This window comes from Streptomyces sp. NPDC001927 (assembly GCF_053594455.1).
On sequence record NZ_JBSFEN010000017.1, the window covers coordinates 72,750 to 90,582 of the forward strand.

Genomic DNA, 17,833 nt, shown 5'->3' on the forward strand with positions numbered 1-17,833 from the left:
TGCCCCCTCGCTCACAGTCGCTTGACTCCCTTGATGCGTCCGGCGCGTGCCGCTCTCGTACGGGCCGCCTTGACGCGCAGGCCGCCGCGCTGGTTGCCGATCTGCAGGCCGGTGCCCGAGCTGAGCCAGCCGGAGGCGACGTCCGTCCCGCCGGAGCTGTCGGCGGTGAGCGGGTCGTTCTCCGCGCGCCGGGCGAGCGCCATGATCAGCGGCACGGTGAAGGGCGCGAGGAGGAGGTCGTAGAGGGCCGCGGTGAACAGCAGGAAGCCGAGGCCGACATGGCGGGCGGCGGTGTCGCCGACGAGGGCGCCGACCCCCGCGTACAGCAGGGTGGAGCCGATCGACGCGGCGACGACCACAGCCATCGGGCCGCTGGCGGACTTGAGCTTGCCGTTGTCGGGGCGGGCGAGTCCGGCGAGGTAGCCGATGACGCAGAGGACCAGGGCGTAGCGGCCGGCGGCGTGGTCGGCAGGCGGGGCGAGGTCGGCGAGGAGGCCGGCCCCGAAGCCGATGAGAGAGCCGCTGACGGGGCCGTACACGAGCGCGAGACCGAGGACGGTCAGCAGGACGAGATCGGGTACGGCACCGGGGAGCTGGAGGCGCGCGAGGACGGAGACCTGGATGACCAGGGCGACGACGACGAGCGTGGTGGAGAGCAGGATCCGGTTGAACTTCATGCCTCAGTCCCCCTGCTGATCGTTCTGCTGCTCGTTCTCGGGCTTCTGCCCCGGCGGTTGCTGTTGGCCTGGCTGCTGCTGCTCAGGCTGCTGACCCGGCTGCTGCTCCCCCTGCGGCTGCTCGCCGCCCTGTACCTGACCCTCGACCTGGCCCTGAGGCTGCTGCTCGCCCGCCGGGGGCTTCGGGGTGACCGTGACGGTGACGGTCGGCGCGGGCTTCGGCTTGGGCGGCAGGACCGTGTCGCGCGGGTTGGTGCGCGGGGCCTGGACGACGACGCCGACGATGTCGAGCTTGGAGAAGCTGACGTACGGGCGGACGTAGATGTTGCGCGTGAGACCGCCGCCCAGCGGGTCGACGCGGACGACCTCGCCGACCGGGACGCCGGGCACGAAGGGCTTGTTCGCCTGCGAGCCGAAGGTGACGAGCCGGTCGCCGTTCTTCACCTTCGCCTTGCCGTTGAGGAGCTGGACCAGGAGCGGTCCGTTGCCCTGGCCGGTGGCGAAGCCGAGTTCGTCCGAGTTCTCCATGCGGGTGCCGACGGTGAAGTCGGGGTCGCTGGCGAGGAGCACGGTCGAGGTGGAGGGGCCGACGGTGGTGACGCGGCCGACGAGACCCGAGCCGTTGAGCACGGTCATGTCCCGCTCGATGCCGTCGTTGGCCCCGGCGTCGATGGTGACGGTCCAGGAGAAGCCCTGGGCCGCTCCTATCCCGATGACCTCGGCGCCCTTGATGCCGTACTGGCCGGCGCCGGCCGTCTTGAGCAGCGTGTCGAGTTCGCGCAGCCGGCTGCGGTTGCGGTCGTCGCTGCCGAGCTTGGCCTTGAGGGCGGCGTTCTCGCGCTCCAGGGCGGCGAGCCGGTCGTGCCGCTCGCCGGAGTCGCGTACCGCCCCTATGGCGTTGCCGATGGGATCGACGGCCGCCGCGACACCGTTCTCCACCGGTCCGAAGACCGCCGCGGCCGCCTGGCGGGCGCCGTCGACGGGTGACTCCTCGCCGCCGCGGATGTCCACCGTGATCAGTGCGAACGCGATGGCGATCAGCAGCACCAGGAGCAGCCGGCTCTCTCGTGTGTCCCTCACGTGCGGCGGCCGTGCCTTTCCTCGTGGTTCGGTTGCTTCGTGCGGTTCGTGCGATTGGTGCCGGTTTGTGTCGTTATATCAACGATCGGCCGTACGGGAGGTCTTGCCACCCGTGCGGCCGATCGCTAGCCGAAAGCCGCTCATTCGTTATCGGCGGGGCTGGGAGTCCAGGACCTGCTGGAGCGCCTCGAACTCCTCCACGCACTTGCCGGAGCCCAGCGCCACGGAGTCGAGCGGATCCTCGGCGATGTGGATCGGCATCCCGGTCTCGCGGCGGAGCCGCTCGTCCAGGCCGCGCAGCAGGGCGCCGCCACCCGTGAGAACGATGCCGCGGTCCATCACGTCACCGGAGAGCTCGGGCGGGCACTTGTCGAGCGTCGTCTTCACGGCGTCGACGATGGCGTTGACCGGCTCCTCGATGGCCTTGCGGACCTCGGCGGCCGAGATGACCACGGTCTTGGGCAGACCGGAGACGAGGTCACGGCCGCGGATCTCGGTGTGCTCGTCCTTGTCGAGGTCGTAGGCCGAGCCGATGGTGATCTTGATCTGCTCGGCGGTGCGCTCACCGAGGAGGAGCGAGTACTCCTTCTTGATGTGCTGGATGATCGCGTTGTCGAGCTCGTCGCCGGCCACCCGGATCGACTGTGCCGTGACGATTCCGCCGAGCGAGATCACGGCGACCTCGGTGGTGCCGCCGCCGATGTCGACGACCATGTTGCCCGTGGCCTCGTGGACCGGCAGGCCCGAGCCGATGGCGGCGGCCATGGGCTCCTCGATGATGTGCACCTGACGGGCGCCGGCCTGCGTCGAGGCCTCGATGACGGCGCGGCGCTCCACTCCGGTGATGCCGGAGGGCACGCAGACGACGACCCGGGGGCGAGCCAGGTAGCGGCGCTTGTGGATCTTGAGGATGAAGTAGCGGAGCATGCGCTCGGTGATCTCGAAGTCGGCGATCACGCCGTCCTTCAGGGGCCGGACGGCGACGATGTTGCCGGGTGTCCGGCCGATCATCTTCTTCGCCTCGGCGCCGACCGCCAGGATGCCGCCGGTGTTGGTGTTGATCGCGACGACGGACGGCTCGTTCAGAACGATGCCGCGACCCCTGACGTACACCAGCGTGTTGGCGGTCCCGAGGTCGACAGCCATGTCACGGCCGATGAACGACATTGAGTTCCCCTTGTTTCCCATGAGGATGCGTCGGGCCTTCCCAATCGGAGCGTTGACGGCTTCTCAGGTAGGCGAGGTGGTGCGAAGTGGGTGGGTGTTCGGGTGCTACGGCGTGGAGTTTTCCATCGTAGTGCCGCCCCCACGGATACCGCGCGGTGGTCCACCTCTGTACAGGTGACGACAGGACGGTGCGATGCGTTCCCGGTCCTGTCGTTCATATGCCCGGGGGCGACCGAAATTCCTTCGGTCGCCCCAGGTTCGTTGCGGTGGATGGCTGACTTCGGGTCAGAACGGGATGTACCCGGACGGCCCTGTCGGCCGGTCCACTCGGCCTCTCCGCCGTCGGCTCAGACCAGGCCGGGGAAAAAGATCTTCAGTTCCCTGGCGGCGGACTCCTCGGAGTCCGAGGCGTGGATCAGGTTCTCGCGGACGATGGTGCCGAAGTCGCCACGGATGGAGCCGGGGGCGGCGGCGATCGGGTCGGTCGGTCCTGCCAGGGTCCGCAGGCCCTCGATGACGCGCTCGCCGTCGACGACCAGGGCGACGACGGGGCCGGACTGCATGAAGCCCATCAGCGGCTCGTAGAAGGGCTTGCCCTTGTGCTCGCCGTAGTGCTGCTCCAGCGTCTCCTGGCTCAGCTCGCGCAGTTCGAGCGCGGAGATGGTCCAGCCGGCCTTGCGCTCGATACGACCGATGATCTCGCCGATCAGGCCACGGCGGACGGCGTCGGGCTTGAGCAGGACGAGCGTGCGCTGGCTCACGGTGGGGGCTCCTTACGAATCCGGTGTGCGGGACTCAGAGGCTACAGGGCCGGATCCCCCGCCGATTACGCAGCGTCAGGCCCACCCCAGCCCACGTCCAGGGCGGGCCCGACTCGGCTCCGCGGGGCCTAGCTCGCCTCCGGCGTGGCGCCGGCCTCCGCCGCCTCCGCCTGGGCGGCCCAGCGGGCCTTGACCTCGTCGATCTTCGCGCCGTAGTGGCAGGAGGCCCACCACAGGGCGGCGAAGGCGACGCCGAGGAAGAACATCACCGGGACGAAGAAGCCGCTCGCGATCAGGGCGATCTGCAGCGCCCAGCCCATCTGGACGCCGCCCGGGCGGGTGATCATCCCGCAGAGCAGCACCGACAGCAGCATCGCGACGCCGCAGACCCACCAGACCGTGGCCATCGACAGGCTGTCGTCCTTCATGGCGACGAGCCCGGCGAAGCCGATCACGAAGAACTCGCCGATCAGCGTCGAGGCACAGAGCGTACGCATCGGATTCAGCGCCTTCCCAGCAGCAGCCGGGCGTCCCCGACCGTGAAGATCGAACCGGTCACGAGCACACCCGCGCCGCTGAACTCGCCCTCTTCCTCCGCGAGGGTGATCGCCGCCTCGATCGCGTCGTCCAGACGCGGCTCGACGACCACGCGGTCCTCGCCGAAGACCTCCACGGCGATCGCCGCGAGCGCGTCGACGTCCGTGGCGCGCGGGTTGGAGTTCGCCGTCACCACGACCTCGGCGAAGATCGGCTCGAAGGCTTCGAGCAGCCCCTTGGCGTCCTTGTCGGCGCTGGTGGAGACCACGCCGATGAGCCGGGAGAAGCCGAACGACTCGCTGATGCCGTCGGCCGTGGCCCGCGCGCCGTGCGGGTTGTGCGCCGCGTCCAGGATGACCGTCGGGGACTTGCGGACGACCTCCAGGCGGCCCGGCGAGGCCACCGAGCCGAACGCGCGCCGGATGGTGTCGATGTCCAGGGTGCGGGCGTGCTCCGCGCCGATCCCGAAGAAGGCCTCGACCGCCGCGAGGGCGACCGACGCGTTGTGCGCCTGGTGCGCGCCGTGCAGCGGCAGGAAGACCTCTTCGTACTCGCCGCCGAGCCCGCGCAGGGTGAGCAACTGGCCGCCGACCGCGACCTCGCGGGAGACGATGCCGAACTCCATGCCCTCACGGGCCACCGTCGCGTCGACCTCGACGGCCTTCTTCAGCATGACCTGCGCCGCGTCCACCGGCTGCTGGGCGAGGACGACCGTCGCGCCCTGCTTGATGATCCCGGACTTCTCGACCGCGATCTCGCCGGGCGTCCCGCCGAGCCGGTCGGTGTGGTCCAGGTCGATCGGGGTGACGACGGCGACCTGCGCGTCGATCACGTTCGTCGCGTCCCAGGTGCCGCCCATGCCGACCTCGACGACCGCCACGTCCACGGGGGCGTCGGCGAAGGCCGCGTACGCCATGCCGGTGACGACCTCGAAGAAGGAGAGGCGGTACTCCTCGCGGGAGTCGACCAGCTCGATGTACGGCTTGATGTCCTGGTACGTCTCGATGAACCGCTCGGCGGAGATCGGGGCGCCGTCCAGGCTGATGCGCTCGGTGATCGTCTGCACGTGCGGCGAGGTGTACCGGCCGGTGCGCAGCTCGAAGGCGGCGAGCAGGGCCTCGATCATCCGGGCCGTGGACGTCTTGCCGTTCGTCCCGGTGATGTGGATGGAGGGGTACGCGCGCTGGGGCTCGCCCAGGACGTCCATGAGCGCCGCGATACGGGTCACCGAGGGCTCGAGCTTGGTCTCGCCCCAGCGGGTCGACAGTTCGGTCTCGACCTCGCGGAGTGCCTTGTCCACCTCCGGGTCGGCGGGCCGGGCGGGCACGGGGTCGCCCTGGGGCGGGCCGGACTGCGCGCGCAGCGTACGGCTGCCGGCCTCGATCACCGCCAGGTCGGGGTCTCTGTCGGTCTCGGAGGCGACGATGTCGTCGAACGGGTCGGACTCGCCGGACTGGTCGCGGGGCTCACTCACGGGCCCAGTCTACGGAGCGGCACCGACAGGACCATGGACCCACCCCTTTCGGGACTTTCGGCCCACCATCCGCCGAAGCGGCCGGGCAAACTTGGCGATCATGGACATAGGCATCGACCTCGGCACCGCGAACACCCTCCTCTACGCCCGCGGCCAGGGCATCGTGCTCAACGAACCGTCGGTGGTGGCGGTCCAGGAGGGCTCGCGCTCCGCGCTCGCGGTCGGCACGGAGGCGAAGGAGACGATCGGCCGGACGCCCGGTTCGATCACGGCGATCCGGCCGCTGCGGGACGGGGTGATCAGCGACTACGAGGCCGCCGAGGAGATGATCCGGCACTTCGTCCGCAAGGCGGTGAAGGGGCGCAGGCCACGGACCCGGATGGTGGTCTGCGTGCCGAGCGGGGTGACGCCGGTCGAGCGGCGGGCGATCGTGCACGCCTCGCGCTCGGCGGGCGCCCGCGCGGTCCATCTCATCGAGGAGCCGATGGCGGCGGCGATCGGTGCGGGGCTGCCCGTCTCGTCACCGCGCGGCTCGATGGTCGTGGACATCGGCGGCGGTACCACGGAGGTGGCGGTGATCTCGCTCGGCGGCATCGTCACGGCGCGGTCGCTGCGGGTGGGCGGCGACCGGCTGGACGCGGCGATCACCGACTTCGTACGCAAGGAGCACTCGCTGCTGATCGGCGAACGCACGGCGGAGGACGTGAAGGTGGCGATCGGCTCGGCGTGGCCGGTGCCGGGCGAGGAGGAGCGGGAGCGGGCGACGTTCACGGTACGGGGCCGGGAGAAGGTCAGCGGGCTGCCGAGGACCCTCGAACTGACGGTGGCGGAGGTGCGGGCGGCCCTGGACGAGCCGGTGGAGGCGATCATCGCGGCGGTGCGGGCGACGCTGGAGGAGTGCCCGCCGGAGCTCTCGGGCGACGTGATGGAGCACGGCATCGTCCTCACGGGCGGCGGCGCGCTGCTGCCGGGCCTGGACCTGCGGATGGCCTCGGCGACGGGCATCCCGGTCTTCGTCGCGGACGACCCGCTGGACTGCGTGGTCCTGGGCTCGGGGCGCTGTGTGGAGGACTTCGACAGCCTGCACCGGGTGCTGGGACGGGCGGAGCGGGCGCGCTGACTCCTGGAGCCAGGGGCTAAGCCCGGTCGAAGCCCGTCGGCAGCAGCGCCGTCACCGTGTACGTGTCGCCGTCCGGGCCCGCCGACAGGCTGCCGCCCATGCTCGTGACCCGCTCCTCCATGGAGAACAGGCCGGTGCCCGTGGAGACCGGGGCGCGGTCCGGCGGGGTCTCGGGGAGCGGGTTGCGGACCTCGACGCGCAGGTCGCGGCCGGCTACCTCGATCGTGACCGTCACCGGCAGCCCGGGCGCGTGCTTGGCCGCGTTCGTCAGGCACTCCTGGACGACGCGGTGGACGGCCGCCTGCCGCAGCGGCGAGAGCGCCTTGGCCTCCTCGGCGACTTCGAGGTCGACCGGGCCGCCCATCCGCTCGCTCTCGTCCGCGAGCGCGGCGAGCCCTTCGAGACCGGGTGTCGCCGCTCCCCCGTCGGCCCGCCGCACGAGGGTCTCGTTCAGCATGTGGTGGGCCCGCCGGGCGGTGTCCGCGAGCTCCTCGAAGTCCGTGTGGTGCGTCGCGCCCCTGGCCCGTACGGCGAGCACCTCGGCCCGTACGGCGAGCACGGTCAGCTCGCGTCCCACCAGGTCGTGGACGTCCCGCCCGACCGAGATCCGCTCCTCCTGGACGGCCTGCCGGGCCGCCGCCTCCGCCCGCTGGGACTCCAGGGCGCGCACCAGGTCCTGACGGTTCGCGCCGATGCCGACGCCGGCCGCGAGCACGCCGATGGGCACGACGAGGCTGAGGAAGTCGCTGAGGGTCTCGCCGTGCCGGGCCGGCCAGCCGGGCATGAGGAAGAGGCCGTACGCCACGGCCACGTAGAGCACGGTCGCGCCGACGCCGACCGCGCGCCCCCGGAACCGGCCGAGGGAGTACAGCGCGAACTGAATCATCGTCAGCTCGTGCAGCCAGCCCATCAGGGCGAGCGCCACCAGGTACGGCACCCAGGGCAGCCGCCGCCGCAGGACGAGCGTCGCGGCCCCGGCCGCCAGAACCAGGGAGGCGGTGGCGCCGGTCAGGGAGTTGTCGGCGCGGGCCAGGCCCGGCACGTCGAGGGACATCAGGGCGAAGGCGCTCACCGCCGTCACGACGTCCAGCGCACGCGGCGAACCCGCCCACCGGTCCACGCGGCGGCGCAGCGCGGGGAAGGCGGGCAGTCGGGACATGCCCTCCATCATCCAGGGTCTTTCGACCCGCCACCCCGGACCTAAGTCACTTCTCGTGTGAGATCGGGCACTCCGGTCAATACGTCGTTAAAGACCCGCCTCCGCAACGGGCGTGGGCTCCTGAAACGGGAGGAGGGCCCGGAACCGATCGGTTCCGGGCCCTCCTCCTTGTCTGTCGCTCTAGGCCTGCGGCAGCCGCTCCAGCTGCGCCTGGATACGGGCGATGTCCTCGTCCGCCTTGGCGAGCCGCGTACGGATCTTGTCCACGACGTTGTCCGGCGCCTTCGCGAGGAAGGCCTCGTTGCCGAGCTTCCCGTTGGCCTGCGCCTTCTCCTTCTCGGCGGCGGCCAGGTCCTTCGCGAGCCGCTTCCGCTCGGCCGCCACGTCGATCGTCCCGGACAGGTCGAGCGCGACGGTGGCACCGGCGACGGGCAGGGAGGCGGTGGCCGAGAAGCCCTCGCCCTCCGGCTGGAGACGCAGCAGCTGACGGATGGCGGCCTCGTGCGGGGCGAGGGCGGTGCCGGTCACGTCCAGACGGGCCGGGACCTTCTGGCCGGGCTGCAGACCCTGGTCCGAGCGGAACCGGCGGACCTCGGTGACGACCTGCTGGACCAGCTCGATCTCCTTCTCCGCCGCGTCGTCGCGGAAGCCGGAGTCGGTGGGCCAGTCGGCGATGACGACGGACTCCTTGCCGGTGAGCGTGGTCCAGAGCGTCTCGGTGACGAACGGGACGATCGGGTGGAGCAGTCGCAGCATGACGTCCAGGACCTCACCGAGGACCCGGCCGGAGACCGTGGCGCCCTTGCCGCCGGCGAAGAACGTGGTCTTCGACAGCTCGACGTACCAGTCGAAGACCTCGTCCCACGCGAAGTGGTAGAGCGCGTCGGCGAGCTTCGCGAACTGGTAGTCGTCGTAGAACGCGTCGACCTCGGCGACCGTCTTGTTGAGCCGCGAGAGGATCCAGCGGTCCGTCGCGGACATCTCCGACGGGTCGGGCAGCGGGCCCTCGACCGTCGCACCGTTCATCAGCGCGAAGCGGGTGGCGTTCCAGATCTTGTTGGCGAAGTTCCGGGAGGCCTTGACCCAGTCCTCGCCGATCGGGACGTCGACGCCCGGGTTGGCACCGTTGGCCAGGGTGAAGCGGACGGCGTCGGAGCCGTACTCGTCCATCCAGTCCAGCGGGTTGACCGCGTTGCCGAAGGACTTCGACATCTTCTTGCCGAACTGGTCGCGGACCATGCCGTGCAGGGCGATGGTGTGGAACGGCGGGGTGCCGTCCATCGCGTACAGGCCGAACATCATCATCCGGGCGACCCAGAAGAAGAGGATGTCGTAGCCGGTGACCAGGACGGAGTTCGGGTAGAACTTCGCGAGGTCGTCGGTCCGCTCCGGCCAGCCGAGCGTGGAGAACGGCCACAGGCCGGAGGAGAACCACGTGTCCAGGACGTCGGTGTCCTGGTGCCAGCCCTCGCCGGTCGGCGGCTGCTCGTCGGGTCCGACGCAGACGATCTCGCCGTTCGGGCCGTACCAGACGGGGATGCGGTGGCCCCACCACAGCTGGCGCGAGATGCACCAGTCGTGGAGGTTGTCGACCCAGTCGAAGTACCGCTTCTCCATCTCCTGCGGGTGGATCTTGACCTTGCCGTCGCGGACCGCGTCACCGGCGGCCTGGGCGAGCGGGCCGACCTTGACCCACCACTGCATGGACAGGCGCGGCTCGATGGTGGTCTTGCAGCGCGAGCAGTGGCCGACGGAGTGGACGTACGGACGCTTCTCGGCGACGATCCGGCCCTCGGCGCGCAGCGCGGCGACGATGGCGGAGCGGGCTTCCAGTCGGTCCAGACCCTGGAAGGGGCCGTGGGCCGTGATGACCGCGCGCTCGTCCATGACGGCGAGGTTCGGCAGGCCGTGGCGCTGGCCGATCTCGAAGTCGTTCGGGTCGTGGGCGGGCGTGACCTTGACGGCGCCGGTGCCGAACTCGGGGTCGACGTGCTCGTCGGCGACGACCGGGATCCGGCGGCCGGTCAGCGGCAGCTCGATCTCCGTGCCGACCAGGTGCTTGTACCGCTCGTCCTCGGGGTGGACGGCGACGGCGGTGTCGCCGAGCATCGTCTCGGCGCGGGTGGTGGCGACGACGATGGAGGCGTCGCCGTCCCCGTACCGGATGGAGACGAGCTCGCCGTCGTCGTCCTGGTACTCGACCTCGATGTCGGAGATGGCCGTCAGACAGCGCGGGCACCAGTTGATGATGCGCTCGGCGCGGTAGATCAGCTCGTCGTCGTAGAGCTTCTTGAAGATGGTCTGGACGGACTGGGAGAGCCCCTCGTCCATGGTGAACCGCGCACGGGACCAGGCGACGCCGTCCCCGAGTCGCTTCATCTGGCCGGAGATCTGACCGCCGGACTCGGCCTTCCACTGCCAGACGCGCTCGACGAACGCCTCGCGGCCCAGGTCGTGGCGGGACTTGCCCTCCTTGGCGAGCTCGCGCTCGACGACGTTCTGGGTGGCGATGCCCGCGTGGTCCATGCCGGGCTGCCACAGCGTCTCGTAGCCCTGCATCCGCTTGCGGCGGGTGAGGGCGTCGATCAGCGTGTGCTCGAAGGCGTGGCCCAGGTGCAGCGAGCCGGTGACGTTCGGCGGCGGGATGACGATGGTGTACGGAGGCTTCTCGCTGTTCGCGTCGGCCTCGAAGTAACCGCGCTCTACCCAGCGCTCGTACAGCTTCCCCTCTACTTCGGCCGGCGCGTACTGGGTCGGCAGTTCGGGGTTGGCTGCTGGCTGCTGCTGAGTGTTCTCGGTCACGGGGTCAGTTTAGGGGTGTCGCGGGGCTGTCCCGAAACGCGTTTGTTCCGTAACGGTGTGCCCCCCGCCGCCCATGTGGGGCACGGCTTCCGACAGGATGTTCGCTACGCATAAACATCCTGTGAGGGGAACCTGTCCATGAGCTACAACCAGCCGGGTCCGTACGGCGGTCAGCCGCAGCAGCCCGGGCCGTACGGCCAGCCGGGCCCCTACGGTCAGCAGCCGGGCCCGTACGACCAGCAGCCGCAGCCCGGCTACGGCTACCCCCAGCAGGCTCCTCAGGGCGTACCGCCGCAGCAGCCCCCGTACGGCTACCCGCAGCAACAGCCCCAGTACGGCCAGCAGCCCCCTTACGGCGCCCCCCAGGGCCCCGGCGGCTACCCGCCGCCCCCGCCGGCCGCGAAGAAGTCGAAGACCGGCCTGATCATCGGCGCATCGGTCGTGGCCCTCGCACTGATCGCGGGCGGCGCCTGGTTCTTCACCTCGGGCGGTGGCGGCTCGTCGGCCGCGAACGACGGCCCGCACAAGCTGATCACTCCGGAGACCGTGCTCACCGAGTACAAGAAGGACTCCAAGGACGACGGCGGGGCAGGCAAGGAGTCCCTCGCGGAGGCCGAGAAGACCGGCGTCAAGAACGCCAAGCAGGTCAGCGCCTCGTACAAGGTCGAGGACAAGGCGAACCCGATGGGGGGCAAGCTGATCTCGTTCTCCGGCCTCTACGGCGAGATCGAGGACCCGGAGAAGGTCGTCGACGGCGTCTTCGCCACCATGAAGGTGGAGGCCGAGAAGGACAAGGACAAGTCCGGCGCACCGCAGTTGCAGGGCAGCCCGCAGGAGTACACGCCCGCGGAGCTGGACGGCGCCGTGCTCAAGTGCCAGCAGGGGAAGTCGGAAGCCGACGCCTCGGAAGGCATTCCTGCCTTCAGCATGACGATCTGCGTCTGGGCCGACCACAGCACGGTGGGCTTCGTGGTGCCGATGGACATGGCCTCCATGCTCTCGGGCAAGGCGGGCTCCGCCGACGACGCGGCCTCCATCACCGCCAAGTTCCGTAAGGAAGTCCGCGTCAAGCTCTGACCGACGCCGCATACGGAGAGGGGCGCCCCCGCCGGGGGCGCCCCTCTTCGTGTTCGTGGTGCTCAGGCCGACTTCTCGTGCCGCCCGTCGTTCTTCACGATGCGGGGGACCAGGGTCGGGTTCACGTTGTTGTGGACGACGTCGGCCGTGATGACCACGCGGGCCACGTCCTTGCGGGACGGGACCTCGTACATCACCGACATCAGGACCTCTTCCATGATGGCCCGCAGGCCACGCGCGCCCGTGCCGCGCAGGATCGCCTGGTCGGCGATGGCCTCCAGGGCCGGGCGGTCGAAGTCCAGCTCCACGCCGTCGAGTTCGAAGAGGCGCTGGTACTGCTTCACCAGCGCGTTGCGGGGCTCGACGAGGATCTTCAGGAGGGCTTCGCGGTCCAGGTTGTGGACCGAGGTGATGACCGGGAGGCGGCCGATGAACTCCGGGATCATCCCGAACTTCACCAGGTCCTCCGGCATGACCTCCTGGAACTGGTCGCTCGCCTCGATCTCCCGCTTCGAGCGGATCGTCGCCCCGAAGCCGATGCCCTTGGCGCCCGCACGCGACTCGATGATCTTCTCCAGGCCGGCGAAGGCGCCGCCCACGATGAAGAGCACGTTCGTCGTGTCGATCTGGATGAACTCCTGGTGCGGGTGCTTCCGGCCGCCCTGCGGCGGGACCGAGGCCGTCGTGCCCTCAAGGATCTTGAGCAGGGCCTGCTGCACGCCCTCGCCCGAGACATCGCGCGTGATCGACGGGTTTTCGCTCTTGCGGGCGACCTTGTCGATCTCGTCGATGTAGATGATCCCGGTCTCGGCCTTCTTGACGTCGTAGTCCGCCGCCTGGATCAGCTTGAGCAGGATGTTCTCGACGTCCTCGCCGACATAGCCGGCCTCCGTCAGCGCCGTCGCGTCGGCGATGGCGAACGGAACGTTGAGCATGCGCGCCAGCGTCTGGGCCAGCAGCGTCTTGCCGGAGCCCGTGGGGCCCAGCAGCAGGATGTTGGACTTCGCCAGCTCGATGGCGTCGTCACGGCCCGCCCCGCCGCCGTTCTCGCCGGCCTGGACGCGCTTGTAGTGGTTGTACACCGCGACCGAGAGGGCCTTCTTGGCCGGCTCCTGGCCGACCACATACCCCTCGAGGAACTCGTAGATCTCGCGGGGCTTGGGAAGCTCTTCCCAGCGCACCTCGCTCGTCTCCGCGAGTTCTTCCTCGATGATCTCGTTGCAGAGGTCGATGCACTCATCGCAGATGTACACACCGGGTCCCGCGATGAGCTTCTTCACCTGCTTCTGGCTCTTTCCGCAGAACGAGCACTTGAGCAGATCGCCGCCATCACCGATGCGTGCCACGAGGTGCTTCCCCTTCGCCTGGGAGCGCTTGGTTCAGCGACTCCTGGTGCCTCATATTCGACGGTACCTTGCCGGGCCCCCCGTTCGGGCCCCCCTTGGCACGGTTCACATGGTCGTGATTCGGCCACGCGGACCGTGCCAGGGGAAGGTCGAGCGTCAGGCTGCCGCGGCGGCCGTGCTCTTGCGGGTCGAGACGATCTGGTCGACCAGGCCGTACGCGAGGGCGTCCTCGGCGGTCAGGATCTTGTCGCGCTCGATGTCGTCGCGGATCTTCTCGATCGGCGTGGACGAGTGCTTGGCCAGCATCTCCTCCAGCTGGGTGCGCATGCGCAGGATCTCGTTGGCCGCGATCTCCAGGTCGGAGAGCTGCTCACGGCCGGTGCCGCCGGACGGCTGGTGGATCAGCACGCGGGCGTTCGGCAGGGCCATCCGCTTGCCGGGCGTACCGGCGGCGAGAAGCACGGCCGCGGCGGAGGCCGCCTGGCCCATGCAGACCGTCTGGATGTCCGGCTTCACGAACTGCATCGTGTCGTAGATGGCCGTGAGGGCGGTGAAGGAGCCGCCCGGGCTGTTGATGTAGATCGAGATGTCGCGGTCCGGGTCCATCGACTCCAGGCACAGCAGCTGCGCCATGACGTCGTTGGCGGAGGCGTCGTCGATCTGCACGCCGAGGAAGATCACGCGCTCCTCGAAGAGCTTCGCGTACGGGTCGTACTCGCGGATGCCCTGCGAGGTGCGCTCGACGAAGCGCGGGACCACGTAGCGGTTGTCCATCGGCGCGCCCGTGTAGAGGCCGCTCGCGGAGAGGTTGTTCTGCATCTGGTTGTTCACCGTCCTGGTGGCGTTCGGTGGGCTGTGGTCTTCAGCGGACTGCCGGGCTCAGGCGCCCGTGCCGCCGCCGCCGGGAACGCCCGCGGCGTGCGTGATGATGTCGTCGATGAGGCCGTAGGACTTGGCCTCGTCCGCCGTGAACCAGCGGTCGCGGTCACCGTCGCGAATGATCGCCTCGACGGTCTGACCCGAGTGGTGGGCCGTGATCTCGGCCATGCGCTTCTTCGTACGCAGGAGGTACTCGGCCTGGATCTTGATGTCCGAGGCCGTGCCGCCGATGCCGGCGGAACCCTGGTGCATCAGGACGTCCGTGTTCGGCAGCGCGAAGCGCTTGCCGGAGGCGCCGCCGGTGAGCAGGAACTGGCCCATGGAGGCCGCCATGCCCATACCGATGGTGACGACGTCGTTCGGGATGTACTGCATGGTGTCGTAGATGGCCATGCCGGCCGTCACCGAGCCACCGGGGCTGTTGATGTAGAGGTAGATGTCCTTCTCCGGGTCGGCTGCCAGGAGGAGCATCTGCGCGGTGATCTTGTTGGCGATCTCGTCGTCGACCTGCTGGCCGAGGAAGATGATCCGCTCGCCGAGCAGCCGGTTGTAGACATGGTCGCCGAGGCCACCACCGATGGACGGCTCACCCGCGGCGTAAGGCTTCAGATTCGTCACGTATCCACCTGCTCGTCTCCGACGGCTCCGGCCGTCTCAGCGTCTCGTTCAGAGGGCAGTGCCCTCGTATTCATGGACCCTAACGCGCAGGTAGGACAACGCCATCCCGGTTCCCGAACTGTTCGCTGGGAGCGCAAGGTTACCGAAGGCTCCAGGGGGCCTGAATACGGGCACGGGCCCGGCGCACAGCAGTGCGTCCGGGCCCGTGGACCAGCGGTTCAGTGCGAGGCGGAGGGCCTCTTACTTCTCCTCGGCGACCTCGGCCTCACCGGTGACGGCCTCGACCGTCTCGGCGGCGTTCTCGGCCTCGTCCTCGTCGTCCTCGAGGTCGACGGTCTCACCGTTGGTGTCGACGACCTTGGCGGCCTCGACGACGACCGCGAGGGCCTTGCCGCGGGCGACCTCGCCGACGAGCATCGGCACCTGGCCACCCTCGACGACGGCCTGGGCGAACTGGTCGGGGGACATGCCGGAGGAGGCGGCGCGGCGCATGAGGTGCTCGGTGAGCTCCTCCTGGCTGACGTTCAGCTTCTCCTTGTTGACGAGCTCATCGAGGATGAACTGCGTCTTGATGCCCTTCTCGGCCTGCTCCTTGGTCTCCGCCAGGAACTCTTCCTCGGTCTTGCCCTGGATCTCCAGGTACTTCGCGAGGTCGAGGCCCATCTGGCCGAGCTGGTGGTGCTCCAGGTTGTGCTTGCGGGTGTTGATCTCGTCCTCGAGCAGCTTCTCGGGCATCGGGACGTCCGCCAGCTTCAGGAGCTCGTCGAGGACGCGCTCCTGGGCCTGGGTGGCCTGGTCGAACTGCTTCATGTTCTCGAGGCGCTTGCGGCTGTCGGCCTTGAGCTCGTCGAGGGTGTCGAACTCCGACGCGAGCTGCGCGAAGTCGTCGTCGAGCTCGGGGAGCTCACGGGCGGCGACGGCGGTGACCTTGACGGAGACCTCCGCGTCCTTGCCCTCGGCGGAGCCGCCCTTCAGCTGCGAGGTGAAGGTGGCCTCGCCGCCGGCCTCCAGGCCGGTGACGGCCTCGTCGATGCCGTCGAGGAGCTCGCCGGAGCCGATGGTGTACGAGACGCCCTGGGCGACGCCGTCCGGGAGGACCTCGCCGTCGACCTTGGCCTCGAGGTCGATGGTGACGACGTCACCGTCGGCGGCGGCGCGCTCGACCGGGTTGGTGGAGGCGAAGCGCTCGCGCAGCTGCTGCACGGACTTCTCGACGTCCTCGTCGGTGACCTCGACCGCGTCGACGGTGACCTCGATGCCGGAGTAGTCCGGGATCTCGATCGTCGGGCGGATGTCGACCTCGGCGGTGAAGGCCAGCAGCTCGCCGTCCTTCAGCTCCGTGATGTCGACCTCGGGCTGACCCAGCGGGTTGACCTCGGCCTCGTTGACGGCCTCGGTGTAGAACTTCGGGAGGGCGTCGTTGACGGCCTCCTCCAGCACCGCACCACGGCCGAACCGCTGGTCGATGACACGAGCCGGGATCTTGCCCTTACGGAAGCCCTTGACCGTGACCTGCTGGTTGATCTTCTTGTACGCCGCGTCGAGGCTGTCCTTGAGCTCCTCGAAGGGCACCTCGACAGTGAGCCGAACCCGGGTCGGGTTCAGGGTCTCCACGGCGCTCTTCACGGTTCGGTCTCCTTGGTGGCTGATTCTTGGAATCTGCCGGTGCCGCTTGGTGGCGGTTCCGGCCGATCGGCCCGGTCAGAGAGACACACGGGCACGCAGCTTGCATAGTAACCGCAAGCGGGATGAGGCCCACAACGCGATCTTGCGATGCGTGATCTCGGTGGTCGGGGTGGCGGGATTTGAACCCACGGCCTTCCGCTCCCAAAGCGGACGCGCTACCAAGCTGCGCCACACCCCGTCGGTGCGACACGTAGGGTACATGCACGGAGACAGTGCGACGCCCCCTCTTTATGGGGCGTGCGGGGACCGCCCGGGACCCGCTACGATGCTGTCCGTGCCGCGGCCCTCGTGACCTGCGGCGCATCCTTTGCGGGCGTAGCTCAATGGTAGAGCCCTAGTCTTCCAAACTAGCTACGCGGGTTCGATTCCCGTCGCCCGCTCTTCCGGCCTCGGGGCCGGGCCGGAGATCACTCCTCCGGCCCGGCCCCGAGGCGTTTTCCGTGGTGCGGCCGCAGGATGGGCAGTGACCTGTTCGTCCTCTTGTTCCTGCCGCATCGGAGGCAGCCGTGAAGGATCTGAAGTTCGAGGAGAAGCGCGCGCTGTCCCGGATCGAGGCGGCGGATCAGCTGTCCGCGCTCGCGGACGCGCTGCGCGAGGGCGGCGAGGCGGAGATGCGGTTCGGCTCCGGGACGCTGAGTCTGCGCATCCCCGACAACGTCCGCAGCGAGGTGGAGTTCGAGGTCAGCGACGGGGAGATCGAGCTGGAGATCGAGTTCAAGTGGCCCACGGGGACCCCCGCGAAGGCCAAGGCCCCCGCCGCGGCCGCGCCCGGCGCGGAGAAGCCCGCGAAGAAGGCCGCGCGGAAGGCGGCGCCCGCCAAGCGCACGCGGAGCGGCGCCGGCGGGAGCACGAGGACGAAGCGGGCGGCGGCGAAGAAGGCCTGAGCAAGGCCTGAACGGGGTGGCGGCCCCTGGATCCGGGATCGACTCGAAGGCGACGCGGGAGCAGCTCAGGTCCGAGAGCTCGGCAGAGACTCAGGAGAGTCCCGGGAGCGGCTCGGGTCCGAGCGCTCAGCAGAAGACTCGGGGGAGTCTCGGGAGCGGCTCGGGTCTGAGCGCTCAGCCACAGACTCGGAAGAGTCTGGGGAGCGGCTCAGAACTTGATGGAGCCCACCGTCTGCGTTATCGAGTCGAGGAAGCGCTGAATGTCGTCGGCCATGCCCGTCGAGGCGAGGAAGAAGCCGAAGAGCACGGCGACGACGGCCGGGCCGCCCTTCAGACTCCCGCCGCGGATCAGCACCACCAGGACGATCGCCAACAGCAGCACCACGGATAGCGAAATGGCCATACTGATCACACCCTCGGTCGGTCCCACCTAGCCGCCCGGGAGCGCACGTCACAGAGCACCCCCGCTGCATCCATCGTGCCACCAACTTCTTGCCCACCGACGCCGGGTGACGAATCGTCGGCGTAAGAATCGAGCCAACCCGCGCGATTTTCGTCTTGATCGT

General features: G+C 69.3%; 16 protein-coding genes and 2 tRNA genes. 4 read left to right on the plus strand and 14 right to left on the minus strand.

Features of this window, described 5'->3' with window-relative positions; translation table 11 throughout:
• Positions 1-11: 11 nt before the first annotated feature.
• From mreD to folC, 6 genes are all read right to left on the minus strand, one after another.
• Positions 12-677: a rod shape-determining protein MreD gene (gene mreD, locus ACWCO8_RS35670; protein WP_362006571.1), complete on the minus strand. Its 666-nt coding sequence runs from the start codon at positions 675-677 to the stop codon at positions 12-14.
• A 3-nt stretch (positions 678-680) separates the two neighbouring features.
• Positions 681-1,757: a rod shape-determining protein MreC gene (gene mreC, locus ACWCO8_RS35675; protein WP_451035683.1), complete on the minus strand. Its 1,077-nt coding sequence runs from the start codon at positions 1,755-1,757 to the stop codon at positions 681-683.
• Positions 1,758-1,904: 147 nt separating this feature from the next.
• The gene (locus ACWCO8_RS35680) at positions 1,905-2,924 is read right to left on the minus strand and encodes a rod shape-determining protein (RefSeq protein WP_260226282.1); all 1,020 of its coding nucleotides are present in this window, start codon (positions 2,922-2,924) and stop codon (positions 1,905-1,907) included.
• Between the two features lie 347 nt (positions 2,925-3,271).
• Positions 3,272-3,685 (minus strand): nucleoside-diphosphate kinase, encoded by a 414-nt coding sequence (ndk, locus tag ACWCO8_RS35685; RefSeq protein ID WP_362006577.1) that lies wholly within the window; start codon positions 3,683-3,685, stop codon positions 3,272-3,274.
• Between the two features lie 128 nt (positions 3,686-3,813).
• A complete protein-coding gene (locus tag ACWCO8_RS35690; protein ID WP_451035684.1) occupies positions 3,814-4,182 on the minus strand; it encodes a DUF4233 domain-containing protein in 369 nt (122 codons plus the stop codon).
• Between the two features lie 5 nt (positions 4,183-4,187).
• Entirely contained in the window at positions 4,188-5,696 is a 1,509-nt protein-coding gene (folC, locus tag ACWCO8_RS35695) for a bifunctional tetrahydrofolate synthase/dihydrofolate synthase (RefSeq protein WP_362006582.1), read from the minus strand.
• A 100-nt stretch (positions 5,697-5,796) separates the two neighbouring features.
• On the opposite strand from folC, the gene ACWCO8_RS35700 reads away from it, so the two are divergent.
• The gene (locus ACWCO8_RS35700) at positions 5,797-6,816 is read left to right on the plus strand and encodes a rod shape-determining protein (protein WP_362006585.1); all 1,020 of its coding nucleotides are present in this window, start codon (positions 5,797-5,799) and stop codon (positions 6,814-6,816) included.
• A 16-nt stretch (positions 6,817-6,832) separates the two neighbouring features.
• Here the strand turns inward: ACWCO8_RS35700 and ACWCO8_RS35705 are convergent, their stop codons facing one another.
• Together ACWCO8_RS35705 and ACWCO8_RS35710 are read right to left on the minus strand one after the other, a co-directional pair.
• Positions 6,833-7,975, minus strand: coding sequence for a sensor histidine kinase (locus tag ACWCO8_RS35705; RefSeq protein ID WP_451035685.1), 1,143 nt, complete (start codon positions 7,973-7,975; stop codon positions 6,833-6,835).
• A 180-nt stretch (positions 7,976-8,155) separates the two neighbouring features.
• Positions 8,156-10,777 (minus strand): valine--tRNA ligase, encoded by a 2,622-nt coding sequence (locus ACWCO8_RS35710; RefSeq protein WP_451035686.1) that lies wholly within the window; start codon positions 10,775-10,777, stop codon positions 8,156-8,158.
• A 138-nt stretch (positions 10,778-10,915) separates the two neighbouring features.
• Here ACWCO8_RS35710 and ACWCO8_RS35715 point away from each other — a divergent pair, with 138 nt between their 5' ends.
• Positions 10,916-11,854: a hypothetical protein gene (locus ACWCO8_RS35715; RefSeq protein WP_451035687.1), complete on the plus strand. Its 939-nt coding sequence runs from the start codon at positions 10,916-10,918 to the stop codon at positions 11,852-11,854.
• Positions 11,855-11,916: 62 nt separating this feature from the next.
• Here ACWCO8_RS35715 and clpX read toward each other — a convergent pair whose 3' ends face one another.
• From clpX to ACWCO8_RS35740, 5 genes are all read right to left on the minus strand, one after another.
• A complete protein-coding gene (gene clpX / locus ACWCO8_RS35720; protein ID WP_137989313.1) occupies positions 11,917-13,200 on the minus strand; it encodes an ATP-dependent Clp protease ATP-binding subunit ClpX in 1,284 nt (427 codons plus the stop codon).
• A gap of 156 nt (positions 13,201-13,356) precedes the next feature.
• Positions 13,357-14,019: an ATP-dependent Clp protease proteolytic subunit gene (locus ACWCO8_RS35725; RefSeq protein WP_362006950.1), complete on the minus strand. Its 663-nt coding sequence runs from the start codon at positions 14,017-14,019 to the stop codon at positions 13,357-13,359.
• 60 nt (positions 14,020-14,079) lie between these two features.
• Entirely contained in the window at positions 14,080-14,697 is a 618-nt protein-coding gene (locus tag ACWCO8_RS35730; RefSeq protein WP_451035688.1) for an ATP-dependent Clp protease proteolytic subunit, read from the minus strand.
• A 240-nt stretch (positions 14,698-14,937) separates the two neighbouring features.
• A complete protein-coding gene (gene tig, locus ACWCO8_RS35735; RefSeq protein ID WP_362006598.1) occupies positions 14,938-16,323 on the minus strand; it encodes a trigger factor in 1,386 nt (461 codons plus the stop codon).
• Positions 16,324-16,484: 161 nt separating this feature from the next.
• Positions 16,485-16,561: transfer RNA gene (locus ACWCO8_RS35740), tRNA-Pro, on the minus strand.
• A 131-nt stretch (positions 16,562-16,692) separates the two neighbouring features.
• On the opposite strand from ACWCO8_RS35740, the gene ACWCO8_RS35745 reads away from it, so the two are divergent.
• Together ACWCO8_RS35745 and ACWCO8_RS35750 are read left to right on the plus strand one after the other, a co-directional pair.
• Positions 16,693-16,763 (plus strand) — tRNA-Gly (locus tag ACWCO8_RS35745).
• Between the two features lie 126 nt (positions 16,764-16,889).
• Complete coding sequence (locus ACWCO8_RS35750) at positions 16,890-17,267, plus strand: amphi-Trp domain-containing protein (RefSeq protein ID WP_451035689.1); 378 nt, start codon at positions 16,890-16,892, stop codon at positions 17,265-17,267.
• Between the two features lie 208 nt (positions 17,268-17,475).
• Here ACWCO8_RS35750 and ACWCO8_RS35755 read toward each other — a convergent pair whose 3' ends face one another.
• Positions 17,476-17,670, minus strand: a complete 195-nt coding sequence (locus ACWCO8_RS35755; RefSeq protein ID WP_362006602.1) for a hypothetical protein — start codon at positions 17,668-17,670, stop codon at positions 17,476-17,478.
• Positions 17,671-17,833 lie beyond the last annotated feature (163 nt).